Here is a 24,287-nt window from a genome sequence, read left to right on the forward strand (position 1 = left end):
TTATTCCGCTTGTATTTCTAGTTTTTTTATACTTTCATAAAGATTATACATACTTTGATCTACATCATCATAATAAGCCCATACACGTTTCCAAGATTCACCAACCTGAGGCAATTTATCTTTATCATTTGTATTTATTGCTTCCAATACATCACTGATAGCATCTTGACCTGTAGCATTGGTTAATAACATATCATTATAAAAATCTTCGAACTGTTTAGTCAATATCTTTGACTCTAATACAGAGGTTGTATTTTACTGAGCTCATCATTTACATTTTTAAATTTTTTCTCGCTTTGACGAAATTTTATAATAAATTCATTCTCTCCTAGTTCTCTATTAGAGAGAGCTTCCCAGATATCTTGAACAGCAAATAAATTCTGATCTAGCAACTCTATTATAACCATCATTTTATCTATGAATTCTAATACGTTCTCATGTTCTTGTTGTGATATTATAATTCTACCTTTATCTATACTTCTATCTTCACCTCGATCTGTAACTGTTGTTTCTTCTTCAATTTGGATACTTGGTTCTTCTACTTGTCTATCTACTAATGGACTGCATGCAGTAGTCAACATAATTAGTACAACAGGCATACTCCATATTATCTTTTTGTTCATGATGTTCCCCTTCCACCTTATGTATTGCTATTACATCAATTACCATTGATATCAAATAAATCTATATCTATTCATTTACTATCGGTTATATAGATATTCTATTTAAGAGATCACATTTATTTTGATTGACAGTTCGTACCCTCCATATTATGATTCAGAATAATATTTCTCATAAAACCTATAGGATTTATGTAATTAATTGGAGGGGATTAAGAATGTTACCATTTTCTACAGCATTTTTACAAAAATCAGTTGTTCGTAAGTCAGTCATTGCCTGGACACTTGCCTTATCTGTTGTGGCTTCACCTGTGTTATACAGCAGTACCAGTTATGCAGCTACCACAGTTGTAGCCGAACATGCCGTTAGTGCTTCAGAATACTCGCAATTTTTGCAATCCAAATTCAACATTTCAGTAGCGAACGGAATTAGTCGTGGTCAGTATATCCAAGACTTGGCTACAGCACTTCAATTAAGCCCAGAAAAATCTGATGCTACCTTTACCGATGTACCCTCCAGCCATAAGCTGTACAAAGCAGCCACAGCTTTGTATGAGAATGGTATCCTCTCCGGTACTACTGTTCATCCTAATCAAAAGTTAGACGCGCGTAGCGCTGTTTATTTCGCTGTCAAAGCAGCCGGACTGAAAGAACTTGCGTATACATATCCTCCGGCTAAAGTAAAAACAGCACTTGCCAAACTTAATATTAAGCCTGCTTCTTTATCCACACAAACGGGTCAAGAACTGGCTGTCGCTGTAGACAGTGGTTTGTTGCCAAAATCCCTATATTCAGCGCTTACTGCTTCGCAATCTAATGCTCCATCACCTGTATTTATAGAGACATTGCTTGGACAGGTATTGCAGTTCAAAGGACAATATAAACACTATCTCGGTTACACCAGTGATGATGATATTTATGCCAAATTGCAAGATGCTTATAACACTTCCCGTCTTATTCAAGCACCAGAATTACAAGAGCTAGCTAACAAAGCGTTAGAAGAAAACTTGGTGACTGGTTATAATGTTAAAGACAGCCGTTACGAAGCTAATTTTATTGATTCACTATCACTAAATTACGGTCATGATGATATCAAGCATGCTGTTCAATTGATCGGTTTGTTGCGTAGTGAAGGAATCTCTGCCAAAGTACAATTTGAACCGAAAACGTCTGCTTTTATTTATTTAAAAGAATGGGGCGAGCCTAAATCGACTGAGGATTATCATGTATCTCAGATTGCTAATGGTAACTATATTGCCAATGCTAAAGAATACGATCTTGCTTTTGAATTTGCGAATACGGCTGACAAAAATAAATTTCAAAAAGTAATTCTAGCCTATGCTAAAAAAGATAGCGAAGATCAAAAAGGTCTGATCTATAGCTCATGGTGGCAACCGTTGTACTATTCTCAGACAGCTATTAAAGACTATGATGTAATTAGTAATAACAAAATCACTCAAGGCAATTACTATGTACAATCATTCTCTTTGAAAGAAAAATCTGCTGAGGTTGCTGCTGGCTTCAAAGCACTTGATCCTTCTCTCAAAGTCGATAGTTATCAGTTCTGGGTAGATGTGCCTTTCTTTAATTATTTGAACGGCGACTCTAAATAATTAACGTTTTTACGTTTAGTGATACGTTCCACTAATCATTCTTTGAGTATCGTAGAATATAACGTGTCATTCATGCTATATTTTTTAATCCAAAAACTGCCACTTATGATTAATCAATCATGTGGCAGTTTTTTATTTGCTTTTATCGCTAAGATTAGTTAGCTTTTGATACGTGCAGGAGTGTAATAGTAACTCACCTATATTAAGTACCTCGGGTGGTATTATTTTGATCTTTCTATTATGAATTTTTCATATAGTGAAACAATATAAATTATGTGTAAACAAGTTATTTATCCTATAAAGTTGTTATTGATTGATTTTGTACATCTTTTCATACTAAAAAAGCCTAAAATTATAAATATCACTTTTTAACGAGCAAATTGATATCTGTAATCGTAGACTTTTTATATATCATCATTCGCTATTCATAAGTTTATTGCTCAAATTCTGCTATAAAATAAGTATTAAAACCATGCTATTTCTTGCTACATGTTTGAAATGGTATACATTTTGATCTGATATATCATTATGTTCGCACATAGATTAGTTCTCGCTGTATATCGTTATTAAGATATCCTACAATATTGTCTACAGCATCTTGATAAAAGCATTTGTAATTATCATCTGATACATAACCGATATGTGGTGTGCCTAATACATTTGGTAATTTGCGTAATATATGATCTTGCGGTAAAGGTTCTGTATCGAATACATCTAATCCAGCGCCTGCGATCAGTCCTTGTTGTAATGCTTCGATCATAGCGGTCTGATCCACAATGCCTGCGCGTGAGGTATTAATCAGGTATGCTGAAGGCTTCATCAAAGCCAATTCTGATTGTCCAATGATTCGGCGTGTGCGATCGCTAAGCACAAGATGAATCGATAGAAAGTCACTTTCAGCTAACAACTGCTCTTTAGAAGTCGCCAATTGTACATTGGCAGCTTCTGCTCGCTCGCTTGTTAGATTTTCGCTCCATGCCAAAATATTCATCCCCATCGCTTGCCCGATCGTAGCCATTTGTTGACCGATTTTACCCAATCCTAATAAGCCTAAGGTTTTCCCTTGCAATCCGATTCCGATCGTACTTTGCCATGCTCCATTGTTGCGAAACGATTCATTTTCTTGGGTCAAATGACGGGATAATCCTAAAATAAGTGCCCATGTCAATTCAGTAGGCGCCGCCCCTTTGCCTCTTGTTCCGCAAACAGTAATTCCTAACTTACCTGCTGCTTTGAGATCGATCGAAGCATTGCGCATGCCTGTAGTAATTAGTAATTTAAGATTCGGTAATTTACGAAGTACATCTTCTGGAAATTTAGTGCGTTCACGCATAATAACTATAATTTCATAATCCTGAATCGCTTCAATCAATTCATTGCGATCTTCAAAATATTCATGATAACTATCAATATTGACTTGCGATTCGATTACTGACCAATCTGCCATCTTCTCGGCAACATGCTGGTAATCATCAAGAATGGCACAGTTCAGCTTCATCGTAGGTGCTCCTTTGGTTAATGGTTTATTGTGTAAAATAAGCTAGGTGAATAGATAAATTAATTCTTTCTAATATAACATACCACTACCTTTTTCAGACTTTCTTTTTCTAATTCATATTTCTACTTTATTATTATGAATTTTTCATGTATATAAATTATCATTTATATATTTAGCTTTTTTAAGTGTAGTCTAACTATCACTGAAATTATTCTCAAACTATTACTTTTATTATTTTGTGCTTGACCTTTTACGATTAGGCTCCTATAATCAGGAATCAATAACACATCCCAAATAAATATCAGGCTTTGACCAAAGACATGATTCACGTTCTGCGCTGCCCAGAGAGAAAAGCGATTGCTGAGAGCTTTTTCAGTCGACAAATGTGAAATTACCCCTTTGTAGCCGTAGTATTGAACAGATGATACGTTGTGATCGTCTTACTAGATAGTACCGCCTAATCCCCGTTAATGGATTCCAATGAGGACTTTTCTCTGCATGATCATAGTGTATTAGCTATTTCTACAGAGAGGTCAAATTAGGGTGGAACCACGAGCCAAGCGCACTCGTCCCTTTCTGGGACAGTGTGCTTTTTTGCGCTTACATTCTAATTATTGGAGGGAATCTATTATGTCTATTCACATTTCTTTACCCGATGGTTCAATCCGTTCTGTAGATTCACCTGTATCAATTGCTGAACTTGCTTCTTCGATCAGCACAAGTCTTGGCAAACAAGCGATCGCAGGCAAGATCAATCACAAGCTGGTTGATCTGAATACTATTATTGATCAAGATAGTGCTGCCCAGATTATTACTCTGGATGATCCAGAAGGTGTGGCTATTTATCGTCACAGTACTGCTCACCTTATGGCACAAGCCATTAAGCGTCTATACGGCGATCAACAGGTGAAGCTAGGCATTGGCCCTGTGATTGCAGATGGATTTTATTATGATATTGATATTGCTAACCCTTTGTCTGTAGAACAATTACGTGATATTGAAAAAGAAATGAACAAGATTATCAATGAGAACTTGCCTATTATCCGTAAAGTTGTTAGTCGTGCAGAAGCATTGGCTATTTTTACAGAGATTGATGACCCTTATAAGTTAGAACTGATTCAAGATCTACCGCTAGATGCAGAAATTTCGATTTATGAACAAGGTGAATTTTTCGATCTTTGTCGTGGCCCTCATCTTCCTTCTACTGGAAAAATTAAAGTTTTCAAATTGCTACATGTTGCCGGTGCGTACTGGCGTGGTGATTCCAATCAGAAAATGCTACAGCGTATCTATGGCACAGCTTTTCCGAAAAAAGCACAATTAGACGAACATCTACATGTACTGGAAGAAGCCAAAAAACGGGATCACCGCAAATTAGGTAAAGAACTTGATTTGTTTATGTTTTCAGAAGAAGCGCCAGGTATGCCTTTCTATTTACCCAAAGGAATGGCTTTGCGGACAGAATTGGAGAACTTTTCACGCGAAATGCAATTGAAAAACGGTTATCAAGAAGTACGTACACCACTAATGATGAATCAACGGCTGTGGGAACAATCCGGTCACTGGGATCACTACAAAGACAATATGTATTTTGCTCCTGTGGATGCAGAAGCATTTGCACTCAAACCGATGAACTGTCCGGGACATATGTTGATTTACAAAAACGATCTTCATTCTTATCGTGAACTTCCGATTCGGATGATGGAATTTGGTCAGGTGCATCGTCATGAATTCTCTGGTGCGCTTAACGGTATGATGCGTGTACGTACTTTCTGTCAGGATGATGCACATATTTATGCTATGCCACACCAGATAGAAGATGAGATCCACCAAGCGATGACACTTCTTGATGATATGTATAAAGTATTTGGATTTGAATACAAAATCGAATTATCGACTCGTCCAGCAGATTATATGGGTGCAGATGAGTTATGGGATCAGGCTGAACAAGCACTAAGCAATGTTCTCGATCATCGCGGAATTGAGTATACACTAAATGAAGGCGATGGTGCCTTTTATGGTCCCAAAATCGACTTTCATATTCTGGATGCACTCAAACGTAGCTGGCAATGCGGTACAATTCAGCTTGATTTTCAAATGCCTGAAAAATTCGATCTGACTTATATTGGTGAAGATAATCTCAAGCATCGTCCGGTTGTAATTCATCGTGCGATCTATGGTTCGATTGATCGTTTTCTAGGTATTCTCACAGAACATTACTCCGGTGCTTTCCCTGTCTGGCTGGCTCCTGTACAGATCAAGTTATTGCCTGTATCTGAGAACTATATTGATTATGGATTGCAAGTAAAACAACAATTGATTCAAGCGGGTATTCGCGTTCAGATGGATATTCGTAATGAAAAATTAGGTTACAAAATGCGTGAAGCTCAAATGGAAAAAGTACCTTATATTTTGGTACTTGGTGAAAATGAGAAAAATGCTCATAGTGCTTCTGTTCGTCAACATGGTGGCGCAGATCTAGGTGTTCTTTCTATAGAAGAAATTATTTCAAATATTGATCAGCAAAATAGTAATAAGTCTTAATCAAGTAAATATTGTTGAAGTAGATATTATTGAAGTAGATACTAATTCCAAATCTATTGCTATTGTTCAAAATGAACAAAAATCTCCTTTTGAAACTTTTTTCTACTCTTCTTATCTATCCATCTATCTGGTCTATCCATCTATCTGGAAAAGAAAAAGAATCCTTTAGCGTATTGCCTAAAGGATTCTTTTTTGTACATATATTACGTTGCACAGATTGATCGTCTGAATATCTTAGATCAATTTAGCTAATTTCAGCAGGCGTTGCATCACTGTAGCTGTCTCTGCTCTACTCATTTGACCTGTTGGATGTAGCAGTTTGCCATTGCCCTGAACAACGCCGGATGACAATACCGCTTGTGTTGCTGTCTGCGCCCAAGTAGCCACTTTACTTTGATCAGAATAACTGCTTAGTGTCATACTACCTGTCGCTTGTTGCAATTTGACGATTGCTATCGCACGATTCAGGATCACAAATGCTTCTTGACGAGAAATCGTCTGATTAGGACGGAATGTACCATTTTCATATCCATCAATCAAATTGTATTCATTCGCTACAGTTACCGCTCCCATATACCAATCAGATGCGGATACATCAGAGAATTTGGAAGATGTACCTGTATCGGATAGACCGAGAGCACGTACAAGAATCGCTGCAAATTCTGCTCTTGTCACGTTATTATTTGGATTGAAATGAGTAGCGTCCACTCCATTAACAACGAGACGGGAAGCCATATCGTTGACAGCTGATTTTGACCAATGATTAGCTACATCCGGGAATTCTTTTGGATTCCAGATCAGACCATAATCACTATTAGTTAAACTGTTCACCACTGCATAATACGTATTTCCTTGCAAAGCGACCGCTGTCGGTACATGATGTATATTTCCTTGAGCGTCCACAACAACTGCTGTCGTGATCCGATTTGGATCATAATTTGCTGGAATTGGTAGTTCGCGTTTGACATAAGTGGTAAATTCATTTACGGCTGAAGTCTGATTATTGTAAGAAGCTGTAATATTAAAATCTACTGGAGCCATCGCTACTGCAAATCCATCACGACTAGCGCGATTGCTAAATGCTGTTGTGACATCATTTGTACTACGGTTAATCGTTATATTCACTTGCAACTGAGCTGAATTCGCATCATTGCCTAACTCTCCTGCTAATTGTTGAATACGTAATTGAGTAGAAGGTAAGGTGTAATTACCTAGAACCGTCTCAATCCGTAAAGTGGCTTGTGCACCTGCCAGGATTTGTACAGCTTCTCCTGTGAGCACTGTATTTACTTTGTCTGCACTTGCTCTTACAGGAATAATCACTTGCGGTGCATTTCCTTCATTTGCTAACAGATTACCCAGTTTGTCTGTATCTACAGTAGCTGTGAATACAGATTGACCATTTTGTTGATTAAGAACCCCTGTAGCAATTTGTTCGACTTGTCGTCCATTGACGATAATTTCAAAACCACTTGTAGTAGGTGTGTTAGGTGTAGTAGGTTCTGTTGTTTCAGGTGTAGTACCCGGGGTTGTACCATCACCAGAATTTCCTGATCCGCTACCTGAATCTGAATCTGATTTTTTATCACGTTTAATGGTGATAGTGTAAGCTTGTGTCGTTCCATTTTGCGCAGTCACAATAATAGTCACTACATTATTACCTACAGATAATGCGATTGGATCAGAAGTACCCGCATCTGCGAGTGGCTTACCATTCACAGTTATGGTTGCCTCTGGATCATATACCGATGCTGTCACTGTAACGGTATTCGTGGAATTACTTACACTCAGATTATAATTATTAATTTCTGGATTAAATGCTGGACTCAATATAAGTCCATTGACAGTTAATCCTTTGAGATTACTTCCACTTGAAGCTGATTTGGCTTTGATAATCAGATCAAATGTTTTGGTATTTATAACACTTCCACGTTGGACTTGAGCAGTTAAGCGAACGGCCTGATCGCCTTCACTATATGTGCTACGTGTCACTGTACCTGCTGAACTCACTCGTTGTGGATTGCTTGATTCCCATGTAATCACCGTATTGTTGCTTCCTGCTTGAGCAAGCCCTACATTTTGAGTGACTGAATTGGCACTATCTCCATTTGCATACTGAATTTGCAAAGCTTCAATATCTTGCGCTACCGCTTGTTCATCTGTAATTGGAAGCGATTTGACCACTACGGTAAAGGTTTTAATCGATAAAGCTGCATTTTTTTGAATTAATGCATTGAGAGTGACGGTCACATCAGGATTAGGATAAGATGGACGCGTAACTACCCCATTATTTTGAATAACACTTGAATTACTGGTCGCCCAATTCACTATCGTTCCATTCGTTCCTGTCAGCGGTAAAGTTAGATTTTGGGTAACAGAATTATTGTTATCTCCTGTAGCATAACCAATAACTAAAGCATCATACGCTGCAGTAACAGCATCCTGATCACTAATATCGTTACGAGTAACTTTGATGCTATACGTCTGAGTCGCTCCATCTGTCATTGTTGTAACGATAAGAATCGTATTACTCCCTACAGATAATGGAACAGTTGTCGCACTTCCATTGGTTGCATTTGTACCTGCAACTGTGATTCCTTGTGGGGTTCCAATTGCAGTTGGAGTCACTTGAATAGTCGATGAAGAATAATCTACTGTTGCGTTATATTGTGTTTGATTCGTATCAAATACTGGTGTTAATGTGCCTGCACTTATTGTTAAATTACTCAAGTTTGGATTTTGTAAACGGGTAATATTAATAGTATACGTTTTGGTTGAACCATTTTGAGCAGTGACTTGAATAGTGACCGTATTATTTCCTGTATTTAAAGCTACTGTGAACGCATTCCCACTTGTTACTGCGTTACCGTTTACAGTCAATATGGAATTAGAATCTTCAACTGTTGATGTAATATCAATGCTGCCTACTGAATAATCAACAGATGCATTATAAGAAGTTACTGTAGCATCAAATGCTGGACTTAATTTTCCTTGACTGATAATCAAGTCGCTTAAATTCGCATTAGAACTAGCTTCTCTATTGACTGTAACCACATAACTTTTAGTTGTTGTACCATCTTGTGCTGTCACTGTAGTATTAATGGTGTTACTTCCTACTGCCAATGCAATACTGCCTGACGCATTCCCGCTTGTAACTGCAATACCGTTCACAGTCACTGTTGCTGTGCTATCTGCTACAGTTGGAGTTAGGGTGATACTTGTGGTTGCGTTAGAAACATTAGCGCTATAACTCGTGGTTCCTGATGCAAAGGTTGGCGCTAACGTCCCTGCACTTAATGATAAGTTGCTTAGATTGGCATTCGTACTTGCTGCGGCAGCACGAGTCACCGTAATTGTATAATCTTTAGTCGTTGATCCATCTTGCGCAGTGACTCTTGTTGTAATGGTATTATCACCTACAGCTAGAGCAATACTACCTGATGCACTCCCACTTGTAACGGTTGTACCATTTACGGTAACTGTAGCGTTGCTATTTGAAGTTGTAGGTGTAACGGTAAGGCTAGTTACACTATTAGATACACTAGCTGTATAACTTGTAGTTCCTGAAGCAAATGTTGGCGTAAGCGTTCCTTGACTAATGGCAAGTCCACTTAGATTCGCATCGGTACTTGCTGCTGCACGTGTAACTACGAGGGTATACGTCTTGGTCGTTGATCCATCTTGCGCAGTGACTACGACTGGAATTGAGTTACTTCCTACGCTCAGAGACACAGATTGCGCATTTCCACTTGTGGTGGTTGTTCCATTAACTGTTACTGTAGCATTCGCTTGATTCACAGTTGGCGTTACATTAATGCTAGTTACTGTATACGCTACACTTGCAGAGTAACTTGTGGTTCCTGAAGCAAATGTTGGATTTAATGTTCCCTGATTGATAGCAAGATTACTAAGCGTAGCATCGGTACTCAAAGCTGTTGCACGAGTAACCGTTAGTGTATACGTCTTGGTTGTCGATCCATCTTGTGCAGTGACGACTGTACTTATCGTATTGTTTCCTACAGCTAATGAAATGCTACCTGATGCACTTCCACTGGTAACTGTTGTGCCATTTATGGTTACCGTAGAATTAGTACTTGAAGTCGTTGGTGTAACGGTAAGACTAGTTACATTATTGGGTACACTTGCGGTATAGCTGGTTGTTCCCGAGGCAAATGTTGGAGATAATGTTCCTGCACTTATTGTAAAATTACTTAAATTGGCATCGGTGCTTGCAGCTGCTCGTGTCACATTAATAGTATATGTTTTGGTTGTACTAGCATCCTGTGCGGTAACGACCACTGGAATCGAGTTACTCCCTACACTTAGCGATACTGCTTGAGCACTTCCGCTTGTGGTTGTCGTTCCGTTTACTTTGACAGTAGCGTTCGCTTGATTGACGGTTGGAGTGATGTTAACGCTTGTTACTGTATAAGCAACACTTGCGCTATAACTGGTAGTGCCTGAAGCAAAGGTTGGGTATAGTGTTCCTTGATCGATAGTTAGAGCACTAAGCGTTGCATCTGTACTTGCTGCTGCAATAGCTTGCGTTCTAATAGCTCCTGAATCACCTACAGCTGTAAATTGATTGCTATTTGCTGCGATTCCATACAAAACTGGCGTTGAATTCGGTGTTTCTGTAGTCCATGATGTACCATCAGTTGAAGCCAAAATAACTCCGTTGGTAAAATTACCATTCAAGTCTCCAACAATTACATATTTACCGGCACTATAAGTAATATCATAAAAGACAGCTCCAGATGCTCCAGAAATCGTCTGAGCAGTATTCCAACTTGTACCGTTCGTAGATGTTACTATTTTCCCATCTGATGTTGCATAAAAAGAACCATTTAAAAATCTGACCGAATATACAGAGCTACTTCCTGCAATAGGTCCTCTGTTTGTCCAAGTCGCACCATCTGGCGAACTATAGGCTATTCCATTAGCACCTACTGCTACAAAAATGCTATTACCATAAGCAACTCCTAAAAAATCATCTGAAGCAGGTTTTGTATTCGTCCATGTGATAGCATCTGAAGAATAATAAATATTACCAAAATTACCTGCAATTACATGTTTTGAATTTCCATAGCTGATACCACTTAAATTAACAACATTATTATTTGGATCACTTGGAAGGGTTTGTGCTGTCCATGTACTACCATCGTTAGATGTAAAAGTGCTGCGGTTATCACCAATAATTACCCATTTACCTCCTGCATAAATAACATTGTTGAGAGACTGAGTTCCAAGATTACTTTTAGTCCATGTAGCTCCATCAGTAGAAGTCAGAACTAACCCTTTTATATTGTTAGTATCTGATCCATCTAATCCTACACCTACCCACATTCCATTTCCATAGGCGACTTTATAAATCGGTTGAGTTGTATTAGATGTGACAGTAGTCCATGTCGTAGCAGCAGATGCTACGTTGTTACCTGACAACCCTATAGAAGTCAGTACTAAAATCAAGGATAACATCGTACAGAAAAATCTTTTATACCTGTTAAAATAAATAGATTTTATCAATGTCTTACCCCCTTCTATGTGTGAATCATGAGTGCCTATATTTTAAATAGCAGAAGCACAAATAATCTTATATATAACATAGTTTATTTTTAACAAAAAAAGAATAGGGTTTTTGTGGAAAAATAAAATATATTCTGTGATTAGTGGAATATTTTTGAACTTTTGATTAGAATGAGGATAACTTGAAGAAAGGAGAGAATAAAACATGAATTTAAAAGCCGCAACAGAGCAGGATGCGAGCTTTTTGTTTACATTATTTGAAGCACAGAAAACAGCAGAATTAGGCTTAGATAATGTAGATATTCACTTTAAAAACAGTATTATCTCTATGCAATGGAATTCTAAAAATCAAAGTTATCTTCATCGCTTTCCTGATCTTCAAACATTTGTTATTTTATATGAAGAACAAGCTGTAGGTTCTTGCATGATCCATTACACACCTCAAGAAATACACATGATTGATATTCTTATCTCCTCATCTTTCCGTAATCTTAGTATTGGTACACTCCTTTTCAAACAATTACAACTAGAAGCACAACAACAAAAGATTCCTCTTCGTTTACAAGTAGCTATTGGTAATCCAGCACAACGTTTATACGAACGGTTAGGATTTAACATTTATCAATCTGATCAAGTTTATCTATCTATGGAATGGATACCGTCTTCTTCTCAATCAACTATATCTTGCTAATCTAAATGCTAGGAGTGAATACGATGAGTGAAGCTTTCGTAGGTGAAATTCGAATGTTTTCTGGCAATTATGCACCTGAAAATTGGGCTTTTTGCGATGGACAATTACTTAGTATCAATGACTATCAAGCTTTATTTACATTATTAGGAACAACTTATGGTGGAAATGGACAGACTAATTTTGCTGTGCCTGATTTACGTGGTCGTGTCCCTATTCATATTGGAACAAATGCTGGTACTACCTACACTTTAGGACAAAAATTAGGCTCAGAAACAAATACTCTACAAACGAGTGAATTACCCGCACATACTCACTCCGTCAAAGCTACATCAGATACGGCTACTGTCAATACGCCTGCAAATAATACATGGGCTTCAACAGCAACCAATCTCTACTCTAATGTCACGACAACTGATTTAACCCCTATGGATTCAACAGTAGTCTCTAATAGCGGCGGTAGTCAACCACATAATAATATGATGCCGTCTCTCACTATTTCATTCATTATCAGTTTATTCGGAACTTATCCACCAAGACCCTAATTCACTATTTTGAGGAGGATTATGCTATGGAACCATTTTTAGGTGAACTTCGAATATTTCCTTATGGTTTTATTCCTAAAGGATGGCTAGCTTGTAATGGACAAATATTATCTATCAATCAGAATGCTGCTCTAGCTTCATTATTGGGACAAACATATGGCGGAGATGGAAAAACAACATTCGGTCTACCTAATTTACAAGGACAAGTTCCACTCGGCACAGGCATGGCAGCATCTACAAAAACATATACATTAGGACAAAAAGCTGGCGAAGCCAATCATTCACTCACTATTAATGAAATGCCTCAACATAATCATAATGTAAATGCATCTTCTGCGACAGCCTCTTCCAAAACACCAACAAATAATGCTTGGTCAGCACCAGCACCAAATACTTACAAACCTTCTGCAGGTGCAACACCCGTAACACTACCACCTAATGCTCTTAGTGACGCAGGAACAGGAACAGGTCATAACAATATGCAACCTTTTTTGGCATTGACCATCTGTATTGCCACTACCGGACTTTATCCTCCTCGTCCTTAACATCGATATAACGTTTAATATGTATACGTTTAGCAAAAGCAATCATTATATTATTAATGGAGGTATTTACTATGGCTGATCCATTTACAGGAGAAATTCGAATGTTTGCTGGAAATTTCGCACCACAAGACTGGCTTTTTTGTCAGGGACAAGAAGTTAGTATACTGGCTTATCAAGCACTATATAGTATTATAGGCAATAATTATGGTGTAAGCAGTAGCCAAAATACTTTTAAATTACCAAATTTGCAAGGCAATGTTCCTATGCATCAAGGTACAGGTGCTAATCCAACACTGACTCCTCGTGCTATTGGTAGCACAGTAGGTACTGAAACAGTAACATTATCAACTCTACAAATGCCTATTCATAATCATATTCCACAAGCAAAAGCTATTCCAGGCAATACTACTTCTCCAAGTAATGCTCTTTGGTCGCAATCTCCAAAAGTAGGCCCTTCTCAATCACAAATTAATCTATACGGTGTACCTAATTCTACAGTTCCTATGGATCCACTTATGGTACAATATGCAGGTGGCGGTCAACCTCACAATAATATGCAACCTTTTTTAGCACTCAACTTTATTATCTGTTGTATTGGAGAGTATCCTCTTAAACCTTAAGACTTAACTACTAGAAAGGAATTGGCACACTATGACTATTCGTTCTACAGAAACGATTCCTGTCTATTTAGACACATTGCAATTGAACGCTTTACAGTTCCAGCATGAACAAGTCAGTCACTCTCTTCAAGAAAAGAGTCGTCACCTGATTACGTTGGACTTTGTGATTACTGGCAATCAAGAGTATCATGATGTCACTTCCCATTTATACGGGCAGACGTTTGATGTTAAAGTGCCTTCTCACGATCTTCATTTCAAAGGAAGTATTCATAACTATTCCACTTCTGTACCAAAGCTGACTACAGAAGAAGATACCGTTAATGTTCATTTGGAGCTTATTGAGATTCAAGAATAATCTCCACGCTATAGTCTTTCTATCAAAAGCCTTTATAAGAATTGAAGTGCTTGCAGACTTCGGTGAACTTATAAAGGTTTTTTTGCGTTGAATTTATGATCTTTTCTATATGTAGAAACTATCTTATTTGGATCTATAATTAAGATTTCTAAAATTATTTTGAAAAATATCATTAAAATGTGAAACTTTTTACGTGTAGGTTACGTATTATATAGTATACCTAATCAAATTGTTTCAATTTTGGCTAAAATTCATTATTCTCATGGAAAACAGAGAATGTTTTTCACCTTTATGTCTGTTTTTCGTCTAATTGCGACAATTGACATAGACTTCTCATGGTGTTGTTCATCGGTTATTCATATTATAATGGTATAGTTACGAAAGATAAGAGCGTGTAGGAAAATAATTGAATTGAGAAGCTGTTCATTATTTATAACTGACAATAACTTACTTTCAGCAAAAATACACATGTATTTCAGAGAGGATCTAAATTATTATGAAAAAAATTACTTATTCTTTATCTGCTGCTTTATTAGCTCTTACAATTATTCCTTGGCAAGCATCTACAGCTAGTGCTGAAGAAGCTGTCGCTCCTGTGACTCCTTTTACAACTGAAATTACTGTACAAACTGAAGCTAACTTCACGAATGCAGCAACAGTGGATAGTTTTATCAAACAAGCGGTTCGTAATCATGTATCTGTGATCAACATGACAGTTAAACAAGATAGCGATGTGAATGGATCATCTGGTTATGCTTTCTATAATAGTGAATTGGTTAAAGAAGCTACTGGATTTACAGAATTTAATGCGCTAGCTGATGTGATTGACGAAGCTCACCAATACGGCATCAAAGTCAATGCGGTTGTTCCACAATTCCAAGATAAAGCTGCTATAGACAAAAACTCATCTTGGCAAATGCGTACGATCAATGATAAAGGAAGAGTTTCCGCTTACACAGGTATGAACGGAAGTACGTACTATGTAAATCCTTTTGAACCTGATGTACAAACGTATGAACGTTCTATTATCAAAGAAGTGGTAACCAACTATAATGTAGATGGCGTTGTATTAAGCGGTCTTGATTTTGATACAGATCGTGTAGATATGAATACTTCTACTCGTAACGCATTCCAATCTGCGAATGGATTCGATCCAGACACGATTGATTTTACGAAAAATAACAGTAACAAATTAAACACTTGGAACACTTGGAAAGCAGAACAACTAGCGACTTATGTAAAAAATGTTAACGAAGATATCGCAACGATCAAACCTGATCTAGCACTTGGTGTATTCACTGTATCTCCTACATTAACAGGTACAAGCCAAGATATTTCATTATTTAAAGATAGTGTAGACTTTATTCTTCCTATCGCTGATTTCCAAACATTAGGTTACTCTGCTGATTGGGTATATAGCGATAATGGTATTTTGAAAGCTACAGAAGCTAAATTAGCTACAACATCTGCAACTACAAAAACAACTACTGAAGAAAAAGTGACACCAGCTCTTATTCCTTCGTTCAATGTTGAATTGAATACAGCTAATGTACAAAATATTTATAGTGGTATTCGTACAAGCACTCCAAACGTTACTTCTATCAACTACGCAGTAAAAGGTCAATGGACTGACGCTATGTTCAGTAATGTTGGTGTTCGTAATACGTACTAAGTTATACTTCTAAATACAATCTTATACAAATAAATGAACTCCCTTCTACGGATAGGGAGTTTTTTTCTGCTCTTTTGGTGTTATTTACTTTTTACATGTATAATTTTTGACTGTTTGATAAAAAGTACTGTACTATTTGTATGGACGAGTAAATATATGGAAAATAGTTATTTAACTATACATAATTATTATTCATGTACACAACAATGAATATACGCAAAAGGATCAAAACGAAGAATATGGAGGAAAAGAATATGAAAACAAGAACCAAAAAACGTGTCGTTATTGGTCTGATTTGTATTATTGCTGGTATTATTGGCTTAAACGCTAATCATCTAGGATTAGGCGGCAAGCCAGATTCAATCGTACATAAACAGATGTGGGAATTACCTGTAGGTCAATTGAAAACATTACATATTAACTCGGCTTATGATGTTCAGGTGGATTTTGTAGCAAGTACAAATGGTAAGGATACTGTTCAATTTGAAGGTAAGCTAGATCGACCGATCTTGAAGCAACTGCAACAAACTACCATTCAGAACAACTCGCTCAATCTTTCTTTAGAAGAAGCTACTTCTGGATTTCACTTCTTTCAGTGGGATATCACTCCTGCTATTCAACATATCACAGTTGCTTTAACCGATCCTGCTCAATTACAACAATTCAATATGGAAGTCTCTTCTGCTCATACGACACTCAAAAATGTAGAAGCTACTAACATACAACTTCAGACCAGTTCAGGCGATGTCAAAGCTTATGATTTAAAAGGAAAAACACAATTAAGTACGTCTTCAGGCGATATTCGCTTAGAGCACTGGAAGGGTTCTACTTTAGATTTATCATCAGGCTCTGGCGAAATTTACGCTCAGCGCTTGGATGGAGATGTCAATACGACAGCCAGTTCAGGCGATATTGAAATTCAGCAATTAGGTGGCGAAGGTCATATTGATTCGCAATCAGGTGATATATTAATCACTCTTCAAAAAGGAGCACGTAATATAGAAGCTTCTGCTCAATCAGGTGATATTGAGATTCATACCAATAATCAATTTGAAGGTTCTTATGAAGCACATACCAACTCGGGCGATGTTGAAGTTCCACCAAATCGTACAAACAGTTCGTATATCATCAAAGCAAATACTTCTTCTGGTGATATTGAGATTCAGTAAGTAGCAATTATTATAATAGATAAATGATTGGAAAATTAGTTATATACGTATTTATCTGTATTTATCTCTGCTGTTAAGTTTCTCGATCTGCGACCACCAGAATATCCATATTGCGTGCATGTCGTAATACTTTTTTTAATAACGAATCTCTGCCCCATCTTTTCCAAGGTGGGGTACTTGTCTGTCCAAGAATCATTTGTGTGGCATGATACGATTGAGCTTCTTCTACAATAGACTGGGCTAGACGTTGACGTAGCGGTTGATATCGAATCTCAAATTCCCCGCCTAGACGTACTGTTAAATGATGCAATTTATCTGCTTTGTCTGCTATTGCACCTGCCAGTGAGAACTCGCTACCCAGATGAATATAGGAAACAATTAATTTAGCTTTGAGCCGATAAGCAATACGGAACCCTCGCCGAATTAGACGCTCTGCTTCATGATCTAATTTGACACCTACAAAAATAATTTCTTCTCTTTGCCAGGGTCCACGTAATGAATCTTTGCGTTCCCACGATTCTAATCGTTCATCTACATCATCTGCTACTTCTCGCAGAGCCAATTCACGCAATGCGATTAGATTTCCCATTTTAAAAAAGTTACTTAGTGCTTGTTCAACTTTGGATGCGGCGTAAATCTTGCCTTCTTGCAGTCGCTGGCGTAACGTCTGTGGTGTCACATCAATCAACTCCACTTCATCAGCCAAATGCAAAATTGAATCCGGTACCGTCTCCCTTACACGAATCCCTGTGATTTGTTCAACTGCATCGTTCAGACTTTCTAGATGCTGAATATTTACAGTAGAAATTACAGATATCCCTGCTGCTAGTAACTCTGTAATATCTTCATATCGTTTGCTATTACGACTCCCCGGTACATTGGTATGAGCCAGTTCGTCTACTAACACCACTTCTGGATTACGTTTGATGATTTGCTCTACATCCAATTCTTCTAAATGATGATCACCGTATTTGATGATTTGTCTGGAAAGTAAAGGCAAAGATGCTGCTTGATCTGCGGTTTCTTGCCGTCCATGCGTTTCAAGTAATCCAATCACTACATCGATCCCTTGACGGCGTAGTTCATTACCTTCCCGTAACATAGTGTACGTTTTGCCTACTCCTGGCGCAGCTCCTACATAGACTTTGAATGTTCCCTGCCGAATATGATCGATTTGACGAGCAATTTCTTCTGAAGGTAAACGGCGATAGGAGTCTTCTTTTTTGATAGGAGGTACTTTGGTTGTTTTGGCAGGTAAAATACGTTCGCCTTCTTGCTCGGCACGATCTGCCATCAAAAAAATATCAATATCGCGTGTCATTAACAATACTCCATTAATCACAGAGCGATTGATCCATTCTTGCCAGCGATTTTGACGTGAATGTCCTAACACAATTCGTGTAACCTGATGTTCTTTCGCATAACGAACAACCTGTCTTGGTAATCTACGCTTGGAGATCATCGCAACTTCTTCAAATACTCCTCCTACTTGTGTAGATAACTCGCGAATAGAACGTTTGAATGTTTCTTCTTCTCGATTGAGTTTGCGTGCTTTATTTTGAAAAGAAACGACTAACAAGTCTCCACTTAATCGCCGGGCAATCTGTTGTCCGCGCCGAATATAAATGGATCCATTCCAGTGATACTGTACAGACACCATAATTCGCTCTGCTGTTCCTGTCGGTCCGGTAAGCCCTTGTTCTGCACGATGCTTTTCGAGTGTTCCGCCAACCCCTTCAGCGACTGTACGTAATGCCAACTCACGCAATACCGCTAGATTTCCACGTTCAAAAAAAGCACGATCACTGCTATTATCCAAAAGACCCGCAGAATAACGTTGCAAAATCACTTCTGGTGTAACATCAATTAATCGAACTTCATCTGCTTGATGTAGCGTATCCGAAGGTACAGTACATTCAACTTCACGACCGATATATTGTTGCGCCAATTGAGCAGAACCTTCTAGCTCATAGACATTGACAGTAACCATTACACTGATTCCATGTTCCAATAAATAACGAATATCTTCCCAGCGTGTCCGGTGCTGTGCTTCAGGTCGATTGATATGAGCAAGATGATCGACTAATACCACTTCTGGATTGCGCTCAATAATTTTTTCCAGATTCAGGTCTTTTTGTTCCCATGTCTGTCCTTGCTTATCTTCTTTAAGCCAATGAATACTCGGGATGCGTTCTAGATCGCCTAATTGTTGCATCGTTTCCGGGCGTTGTAATGTAGATACTGCACATATCACCACATCAATCCCTTCTTGACGGAGCATCTGACCATCACGAAGCATATGGTACGTTTTACCGGAGCCACTTACGGCTCCGATATATACCTTCAAACGTCCTTGCTTTAATTTGGTGATCATTTGTAACAATTCTTCAGGCGTTTTACGACGAAACGTACTCATGATTGAGACAACTCTTTTTGAAGAGCCATATTCAATTTTAGTACATTAACAGCCGGTTCACCGAATATTCCTAATTGTCTGGATATTGTATTTTGTTGCACCAATGTTTGAAGCTGCTCTGCGGATACCCCGGTCAGATTACTGATTCTTGGTATTTGGGCAGTTGCTGCTTCAGGGCTGATATCAGGATCAAGTCCTGAGCCTGAATTGGTAATAAGATCAACAGGTAACGATGATACAGGAACGTCTGGATTTTGCTTTTGCCATGTGCTGACAGATTCTTGTAGACGTTTCAACAATTCTGGATTGGATGGAGCAAAGTTCGGCGATCCTGATCCATTTGCGTTGTAATCTATACTCGATATCCGTCCTTGAAAATATTGAGGTTCAGTAAATGCTTGTCCTACTAACTCTGAACCCACAACCTGATGATTACTATTATAAATAAGACTTCCATCTGCTTGCTTGGACATAAAAGCTTGTGCAATTCCTGTGACTGCTAGTTGATAGATAACACAGCAGAGCAGAAATAATATCGCGCTTGTTCGCAAAGTGATCCATACCATTTTCATACCTGTTCTTTCCCTTCGGTTCTGAGTAGTAACGTATTCGCATTTATAGACATCATTTCGCTCTTATAAAAAAGTCTGCATAATCAAGTCAATACATTTAATACCGACAAATGGAACAACGACGCCACCGAATCCATAGATAAACAAATTGCGACGTAACAATTTGGTAGAGCTCATTGGTTTATAAGCAACACCTTTCATCGCCAGAGGAATCAGAATTGGAATAATAATCGCATTAAAGATTAGTGCCGATAAAATAGCAGACATAGGTGAATGTAGATTCATAATATTTAGCACTTGCATCTGCGGAATAGCTACCATAAACATCGCTGGAATAATAGCAAAATATTTGGCAATATCGTTAGCAATACTGAATGTCGTTAAGCTACCGCGAGTCATTAATAACTGCTTACCAATCGATACTACTTCGATAATTTTGGATGGATCGGAATCTAGATCGATCATGTTAGCTGCTTCTTTGGCAGCAACAGTACCACTATTCATCGCAATCCCTACATCTGCTTGTGCAAGTGCAGGAGCATCATTGGTACCATCTCCTGTCATCGCAACTAATTTACCTTCTGCTTGTTCACGGCGAATAACAGCTATTTTATCTTCTGGTGTACTTTCAGCGATATAATCATCTACTCCAGCTTCTTTGGCTATCGTTGCTGCTGTTAATGGATTATCACCTGTACACATAATCGTTTTGATCCCCATACTACGCATTTGTTCAAAACGCTCTTTCATTCCGGCTTTGACGGTATCTTTGAGATAGATCAATCCATAGATTTCTTGATCTACAGCTACAGCAAGCGGTGTTCCCCCGGCAGAAGCAATAGCATCATTATTCGCTTGTAGATTACTAGGAATATTTCCACCTTGAGAACTAACCCATTTTTTTATTGCATCGACAGCACCTTTACGAACTTTGCGTCCATCTGCCAGATCCAATCCACTCATACGTGTCTCAGCGCGAAACTCTATGATTTCTGCACCTTCACTTAATGATTGCGAGTATTCCCAATTTTGCTTTTTCATCAATTCTAGAACAGAACGTCCTTCAGGTGTCTCATCAAAAGCAGAACTAATCGCTGCCCATTCCCCTACTTCTTGTGGTGAGTGCCCTTCTGTCGGTACAAATTCACTTGCCATCCGATTACCGTACGTGATCGTACCTGTTTTATCTAAAATAATCGTATTGATATCACCGGAAGCTTCGACCGCTTTACCGGACATCGCCAATACATTAAAACGTGTTACCCGATCCATCCCTGCAATCCCAATCGCAGATAACAATCCACCAATAGTAGTTGGAATCAAGCAGACGAGCAAAGCAATCAATACAGGAACCGAAAGAACAATATTTAAGTAATTTGCCATAAAAGGCAATGTCACAACAACCATTAAAAAGATAATAGTTAAGCTTATCAATACTGTGTTTAACGCAATTTCATTAGGTGTCTTCTGGCGTTCTGCTCCTTCGACCAGACTAATCATCCGATCCATAAATGATTCACCAGGATCGCTTGTGATGCGAACAATAATCTCATCACTAATAACCATTGTTCCACCGGTTACCGAACTGAAGTCTCCACCGGCTTCTTTGATTACTGGAGCAGATTCCCCTGTGATCGCAGATTCATCAACAGATGCCAAACCTTTGATCACTTCACCATCACCAGGGATCATTTCGCCTTGTACGACTTTAACAGTATCCCCTTTACGAAGTTGTGTAGACGATACAGCTACTATTTGCTCGCCTTCGATTCGATTGGCAATAATTTCTTTTTGTGTATTTTTCATCGAGTCAGCTTGTGCTTTGCCTCGACCTTCTGCTAATGCTTCAGCAAAGTTGGCAAAAAGGATAGTGAATAACAGAATAATAGCTACAGCGATATTAAAACCTGTTGAAACCGATTCGCCAAAAGCATTAGGTACAAAAATTAACAACAAACTGATAATTAAACCAACCTCAACTACAAACATTACTGGATTACGTGCCATCTGTTTAGGATTTAATTTGATCACAGACTGCTGTAACGCTTTGGAGATCAAGTCCCGGCTCATCATTGATGATTTACTTTTCATTACATTGTTCCTCCACTTAGCATTTATCAGTATAAATGCTATATATTCTATTTCTATCCATATTTCGTTTTGTAGCCATTATCTATGTTTTCACATTTTATAATAGTAGATACGTGTAGCTGTTTCTTTTTACAATGTTAGCATCTCTGCAATCGGCCCAAGTACAACCACCGGGAAAAAGGTAAGTGCACCGACTAAAATAACAGAAATAATAAACATACCACCGAACAATGCTTGATCTGTGCGTAATGTTCCGCTTGTTTCTGGAACAGGTTTTTTCGCCATTAATGACCCTGCCACAGCTAACAACGTTACCATTGAGAAATAACGACTGATAAACATCACTACACCGGTCATAATATTCCAAAACGGCGTATTATCGCCTAGCCCTTCAAATCCTGATCCGTTATTTGCAGCTGATGAGGTAAATTCATACAGCGCTTGTGTTAATCCATGATAACCTGGATTAGAAATCGTATCGGCTTGGGTCATAAGAGCAATAGCTGTAGGTGCTAATACCAATAATGGTTGAATAAGTAATGTTACTGCAATCAACTTCATTTCTTTGCCTTCAATTTTGCGACCGAGAAATTCTGGTGTACGTCCAACCATCAGACCCGATAAGAACACAGCAATAATCGCATACATTAAAATGTTTAACAATCCTACTCCTGAACCGCCAAATACCGTATTCAGCATCATATTTCCAAGTGAAATCAATCCGCCAATAGGTGTTAACGTATCATGCATCGTATTAACAGCACCTGTCTCTGAAGCTGTTGTTACCACAGAGTAGAATGAAGATTGCGCTTCGCCTAATCGTACTTCTTTCCCTTCCATTGATCCCGACTGATGTTGAATACCTAATTGGTTAATCAACGGATTTCCTTGAAATTCACTGACAAGTGATACACTAAGCATCACGACAAACATCATGACCATCGAAACAAATAATACTCTACCTTGTTTGGAGTTGCCGACCATTTTGCCGTACGTAAATGGCAGTGACATTGGAACCAATAACATCATCAACATTTGCAACATATTACTGAATCCGCCTGGATTTTCAAAAGGGTGTGCAGAGTTGGCTCCGAAATATCCACCACCGTTATTCCCTAATTCTTTGATTGCTAGAAATGATCCTATTGGACCGGTACCAATCTGTTGCTCTGTTCCTTGTAAAGTCTGAGCTGTTATGACTGTATGCAAGGTCTGCGGCATACCTAATCCAACAAACACAAGCGCCATAATAAAAGTAAGAGGTAACAAAATTCGTGTGATTGCCCGTACCAAGTCCGTAAAGAAATTACCCAGCGGCTTACCGGTCAATCCTCTAATAAATGCAATTGCGACTGCAATCCCTGTTGCCGGTGAGACAAACATCATAAAGATAATTGCTGTCATTTGTGAGAATAAAGATAAACCACTTTCACCGCTGTAATGCTGTAAATTCGTATTTGTAATAAAGCTGATCGCTGTATTGAATGCTAGATCAGGGCTCATACTGGTAATCCCTGCTGGATTCATTGGTAAAATGTGTTGGAAACGAAAGATCAGATATGCTATCAGCAAGATCACTGCATTACTGATAAGAACAGCGCCTGCATACTGCTTCCAGGTTTGATTTTCATTTTTGATACCGCCGAACCTGTATATCCATTTCTCAATTGGATAAAACCAACGATCTAAGCGATTCGGTTTATTTTCAAAAGCATATGCAATATAATGTCCGGTTGGACGAGCGATAATTAAAGCGATAATAAAAGTGACTGCAATTCCGATATATGAAAAGATACTCACGATGTTCTCCCCT

At 38.3% G+C, this 24,287-nt stretch carries 17 protein-coding genes; 9 read left to right on the plus strand and 8 right to left on the minus strand.

Annotated elements, in window-relative coordinates:
* Both ACFSGI_RS11590 and ACFSGI_RS11595 read right to left on the minus strand, forming a co-directional pair.
* Complete coding sequence (locus tag ACFSGI_RS11590; protein ID WP_379283252.1) at positions 1-192, minus strand: hypothetical protein; 192 nt, start codon at positions 190-192, stop codon at positions 1-3.
* A 44-nt stretch (positions 193-236) separates the two neighbouring features.
* Positions 237-623, minus strand: coding sequence for a hypothetical protein (locus ACFSGI_RS11595; protein ID WP_204824282.1), 387 nt, complete (start codon positions 621-623; stop codon positions 237-239).
* Positions 624-838: 215 nt separating this feature from the next.
* Here ACFSGI_RS11595 and ACFSGI_RS11600 point away from each other — a divergent pair, with 215 nt between their 5' ends.
* Positions 839-2,233 (plus strand): S-layer homology domain-containing protein, encoded by a 1,395-nt coding sequence (locus ACFSGI_RS11600; protein WP_204824283.1) that lies wholly within the window; start codon positions 839-841, stop codon positions 2,231-2,233.
* Positions 2,234-2,759: 526 nt separating this feature from the next.
* Here the strand turns inward: ACFSGI_RS11600 and ACFSGI_RS11605 are convergent.
* Positions 2,760-3,731 (minus strand): D-2-hydroxyacid dehydrogenase family protein, encoded by a 972-nt coding sequence (locus ACFSGI_RS11605; protein WP_204824284.1) that lies wholly within the window; start codon positions 3,729-3,731, stop codon positions 2,760-2,762.
* Positions 3,732-4,361: 630 nt separating this feature from the next.
* Here ACFSGI_RS11605 and thrS point away from each other — a divergent pair.
* Positions 4,362-6,275, plus strand: a complete 1,914-nt coding sequence (gene thrS / locus ACFSGI_RS11610) for a threonine--tRNA ligase (protein ID WP_204824285.1) — start codon at positions 4,362-4,364, stop codon at positions 6,273-6,275.
* A 234-nt stretch (positions 6,276-6,509) separates the two neighbouring features.
* On the opposite strand, the gene ACFSGI_RS11615 is transcribed toward thrS, so the two are convergent.
* A complete protein-coding gene (locus ACFSGI_RS11615; RefSeq protein ID WP_204824286.1) occupies positions 6,510-11,753 on the minus strand; it encodes a cadherin-like beta sandwich domain-containing protein in 5,244 nt (1,747 codons plus the stop codon).
* Positions 11,754-12,006: 253 nt separating this feature from the next.
* Between ACFSGI_RS11615 and ACFSGI_RS11620 the strand changes: the two genes are divergently transcribed.
* The 7 genes from ACFSGI_RS11620 (at position 12,007) to ACFSGI_RS11650 (ending at position 17,395) form a co-directional block, all read left to right on the plus strand.
* Entirely contained in the window at positions 12,007-12,492 is a 486-nt protein-coding gene (locus ACFSGI_RS11620) for a GNAT family N-acetyltransferase (protein ID WP_204824287.1), read from the plus strand.
* A 23-nt stretch (positions 12,493-12,515) separates the two neighbouring features.
* Entirely contained in the window at positions 12,516-13,034 is a 519-nt protein-coding gene (locus tag ACFSGI_RS11625) for a phage tail protein (RefSeq protein WP_204824288.1), read from the plus strand.
* Positions 13,035-13,060: 26 nt separating this feature from the next.
* The gene (locus ACFSGI_RS11630; protein WP_204824289.1) at positions 13,061-13,579 is read left to right on the plus strand and encodes a phage tail protein; all 519 of its coding nucleotides are present in this window, start codon (positions 13,061-13,063) and stop codon (positions 13,577-13,579) included.
* Positions 13,580-13,650: 71 nt separating this feature from the next.
* Complete coding sequence (locus ACFSGI_RS11635) at positions 13,651-14,199, plus strand: phage tail protein (protein ID WP_204824290.1); 549 nt, start codon at positions 13,651-13,653, stop codon at positions 14,197-14,199.
* 31 nt (positions 14,200-14,230) lie between these two features.
* Positions 14,231-14,554 carry a DUF3219 family protein gene (locus ACFSGI_RS11640; RefSeq protein WP_204824291.1) on the plus strand — a complete coding sequence of 108 codons (324 nt, stop codon included), beginning with the start codon at positions 14,231-14,233 and terminating at the stop codon, positions 14,552-14,554.
* A 496-nt stretch (positions 14,555-15,050) separates the two neighbouring features.
* The gene (locus ACFSGI_RS11645) at positions 15,051-16,226 is read left to right on the plus strand and encodes a family 10 glycosylhydrolase (RefSeq protein WP_204824292.1); all 1,176 of its coding nucleotides are present in this window, start codon (positions 15,051-15,053) and stop codon (positions 16,224-16,226) included.
* 254 nt (positions 16,227-16,480) lie between these two features.
* Positions 16,481-17,395, plus strand: coding sequence for a DUF4097 family beta strand repeat-containing protein (locus tag ACFSGI_RS11650; RefSeq protein ID WP_204824293.1), 915 nt, complete (start codon positions 16,481-16,483; stop codon positions 17,393-17,395).
* Between the two features lie 73 nt (positions 17,396-17,468).
* On the opposite strand, the gene ACFSGI_RS11655 is transcribed toward ACFSGI_RS11650, so the two are convergent.
* From ACFSGI_RS11655 to kdpA, 4 genes are all read right to left on the minus strand, one after another.
* Positions 17,469-19,811, minus strand: coding sequence for a histidine kinase (locus ACFSGI_RS11655; protein WP_204824294.1), 2,343 nt, complete (start codon positions 19,809-19,811; stop codon positions 17,469-17,471).
* Positions 19,808-20,383 (minus strand): potassium-transporting ATPase subunit KdpC, encoded by a 576-nt coding sequence (gene kdpC / locus ACFSGI_RS11660; RefSeq protein ID WP_204824295.1) that lies wholly within the window; start codon positions 20,381-20,383, stop codon positions 19,808-19,810. The genes ACFSGI_RS11655 and kdpC overlap by 4 nt, the downstream gene beginning before the upstream one ends.
* Positions 20,384-20,446: 63 nt before the next feature.
* Complete coding sequence (gene kdpB, locus ACFSGI_RS11665; RefSeq protein ID WP_204824296.1) at positions 20,447-22,474, minus strand: potassium-transporting ATPase subunit KdpB; 2,028 nt, start codon at positions 22,472-22,474, stop codon at positions 20,447-20,449.
* Positions 22,475-22,603: 129 nt separating this feature from the next.
* Positions 22,604-24,274 (minus strand): potassium-transporting ATPase subunit KdpA, encoded by a 1,671-nt coding sequence (kdpA, locus tag ACFSGI_RS11670; RefSeq protein ID WP_204824297.1) that lies wholly within the window; start codon positions 24,272-24,274, stop codon positions 22,604-22,606.
* Between the last annotated feature and the right edge of the window lie 13 nt (positions 24,275-24,287).

Origin of the sequence: Paenibacillus nicotianae (assembly GCF_042681745.1) — a bacterium.
GTDB classification, from domain to species: Bacteria; Bacillota; Bacilli; order Paenibacillales; family Paenibacillaceae; genus Saccharibacillus; species Saccharibacillus nicotianae.

Coding starts and splice junctions, on each gene's coding strand:
- ACFSGI_RS11590 (WP_379283252.1), bottom strand. CDS start 192: ATGTTATTAACCAATGCTACAGGTCAAGATGCTATCAGTGATGTATTG.
- ACFSGI_RS11595 (WP_204824282.1), bottom strand. CDS start 623: ATGAACAAAAAGATAATATGGAGTATGCCTGTTGTACTAATTATGTTG.
- ACFSGI_RS11600 (WP_204824283.1), top strand. CDS start 839: ATGTTACCATTTTCTACAGCATTTTTACAAAAATCAGTTGTTCGTAAG.
- ACFSGI_RS11605 (WP_204824284.1), bottom strand. CDS start 3,731: ATGAAGCTGAACTGTGCCATTCTTGATGATTACCAGCATGTTGCCGAG.
- thrS (WP_204824285.1), top strand. CDS start 4,362: ATGTCTATTCACATTTCTTTACCCGATGGTTCAATCCGTTCTGTAGAT.
- ACFSGI_RS11615 (WP_204824286.1), bottom strand. CDS start 11,753: ATGTTATCCTTGATTTTAGTACTGACTTCTATAGGGTTGTCAGGTAAC.
- ACFSGI_RS11620 (WP_204824287.1), top strand. CDS start 12,007: ATGAATTTAAAAGCCGCAACAGAGCAGGATGCGAGCTTTTTGTTTACA.
- ACFSGI_RS11625 (WP_204824288.1), top strand. CDS start 12,516: ATGAGTGAAGCTTTCGTAGGTGAAATTCGAATGTTTTCTGGCAATTAT.
- ACFSGI_RS11630 (WP_204824289.1), top strand. CDS start 13,061: ATGGAACCATTTTTAGGTGAACTTCGAATATTTCCTTATGGTTTTATT.
- ACFSGI_RS11635 (WP_204824290.1), top strand. CDS start 13,651: ATGGCTGATCCATTTACAGGAGAAATTCGAATGTTTGCTGGAAATTTC.
- ACFSGI_RS11640 (WP_204824291.1), top strand. CDS start 14,231: ATGACTATTCGTTCTACAGAAACGATTCCTGTCTATTTAGACACATTG.
- ACFSGI_RS11645 (WP_204824292.1), top strand. CDS start 15,051: ATGAAAAAAATTACTTATTCTTTATCTGCTGCTTTATTAGCTCTTACA.
- ACFSGI_RS11650 (WP_204824293.1), top strand. CDS start 16,481: ATGAAAACAAGAACCAAAAAACGTGTCGTTATTGGTCTGATTTGTATT.
- ACFSGI_RS11655 (WP_204824294.1), bottom strand. CDS start 19,811: ATGAGTACGTTTCGTCGTAAAACGCCTGAAGAATTGTTACAAATGATC.
- kdpC (WP_204824295.1), bottom strand. CDS start 20,383: ATGAAAATGGTATGGATCACTTTGCGAACAAGCGCGATATTATTTCTG.
- kdpB (WP_204824296.1), bottom strand. CDS start 22,474: ATGAAAAGTAAATCATCAATGATGAGCCGGGACTTGATCTCCAAAGCG.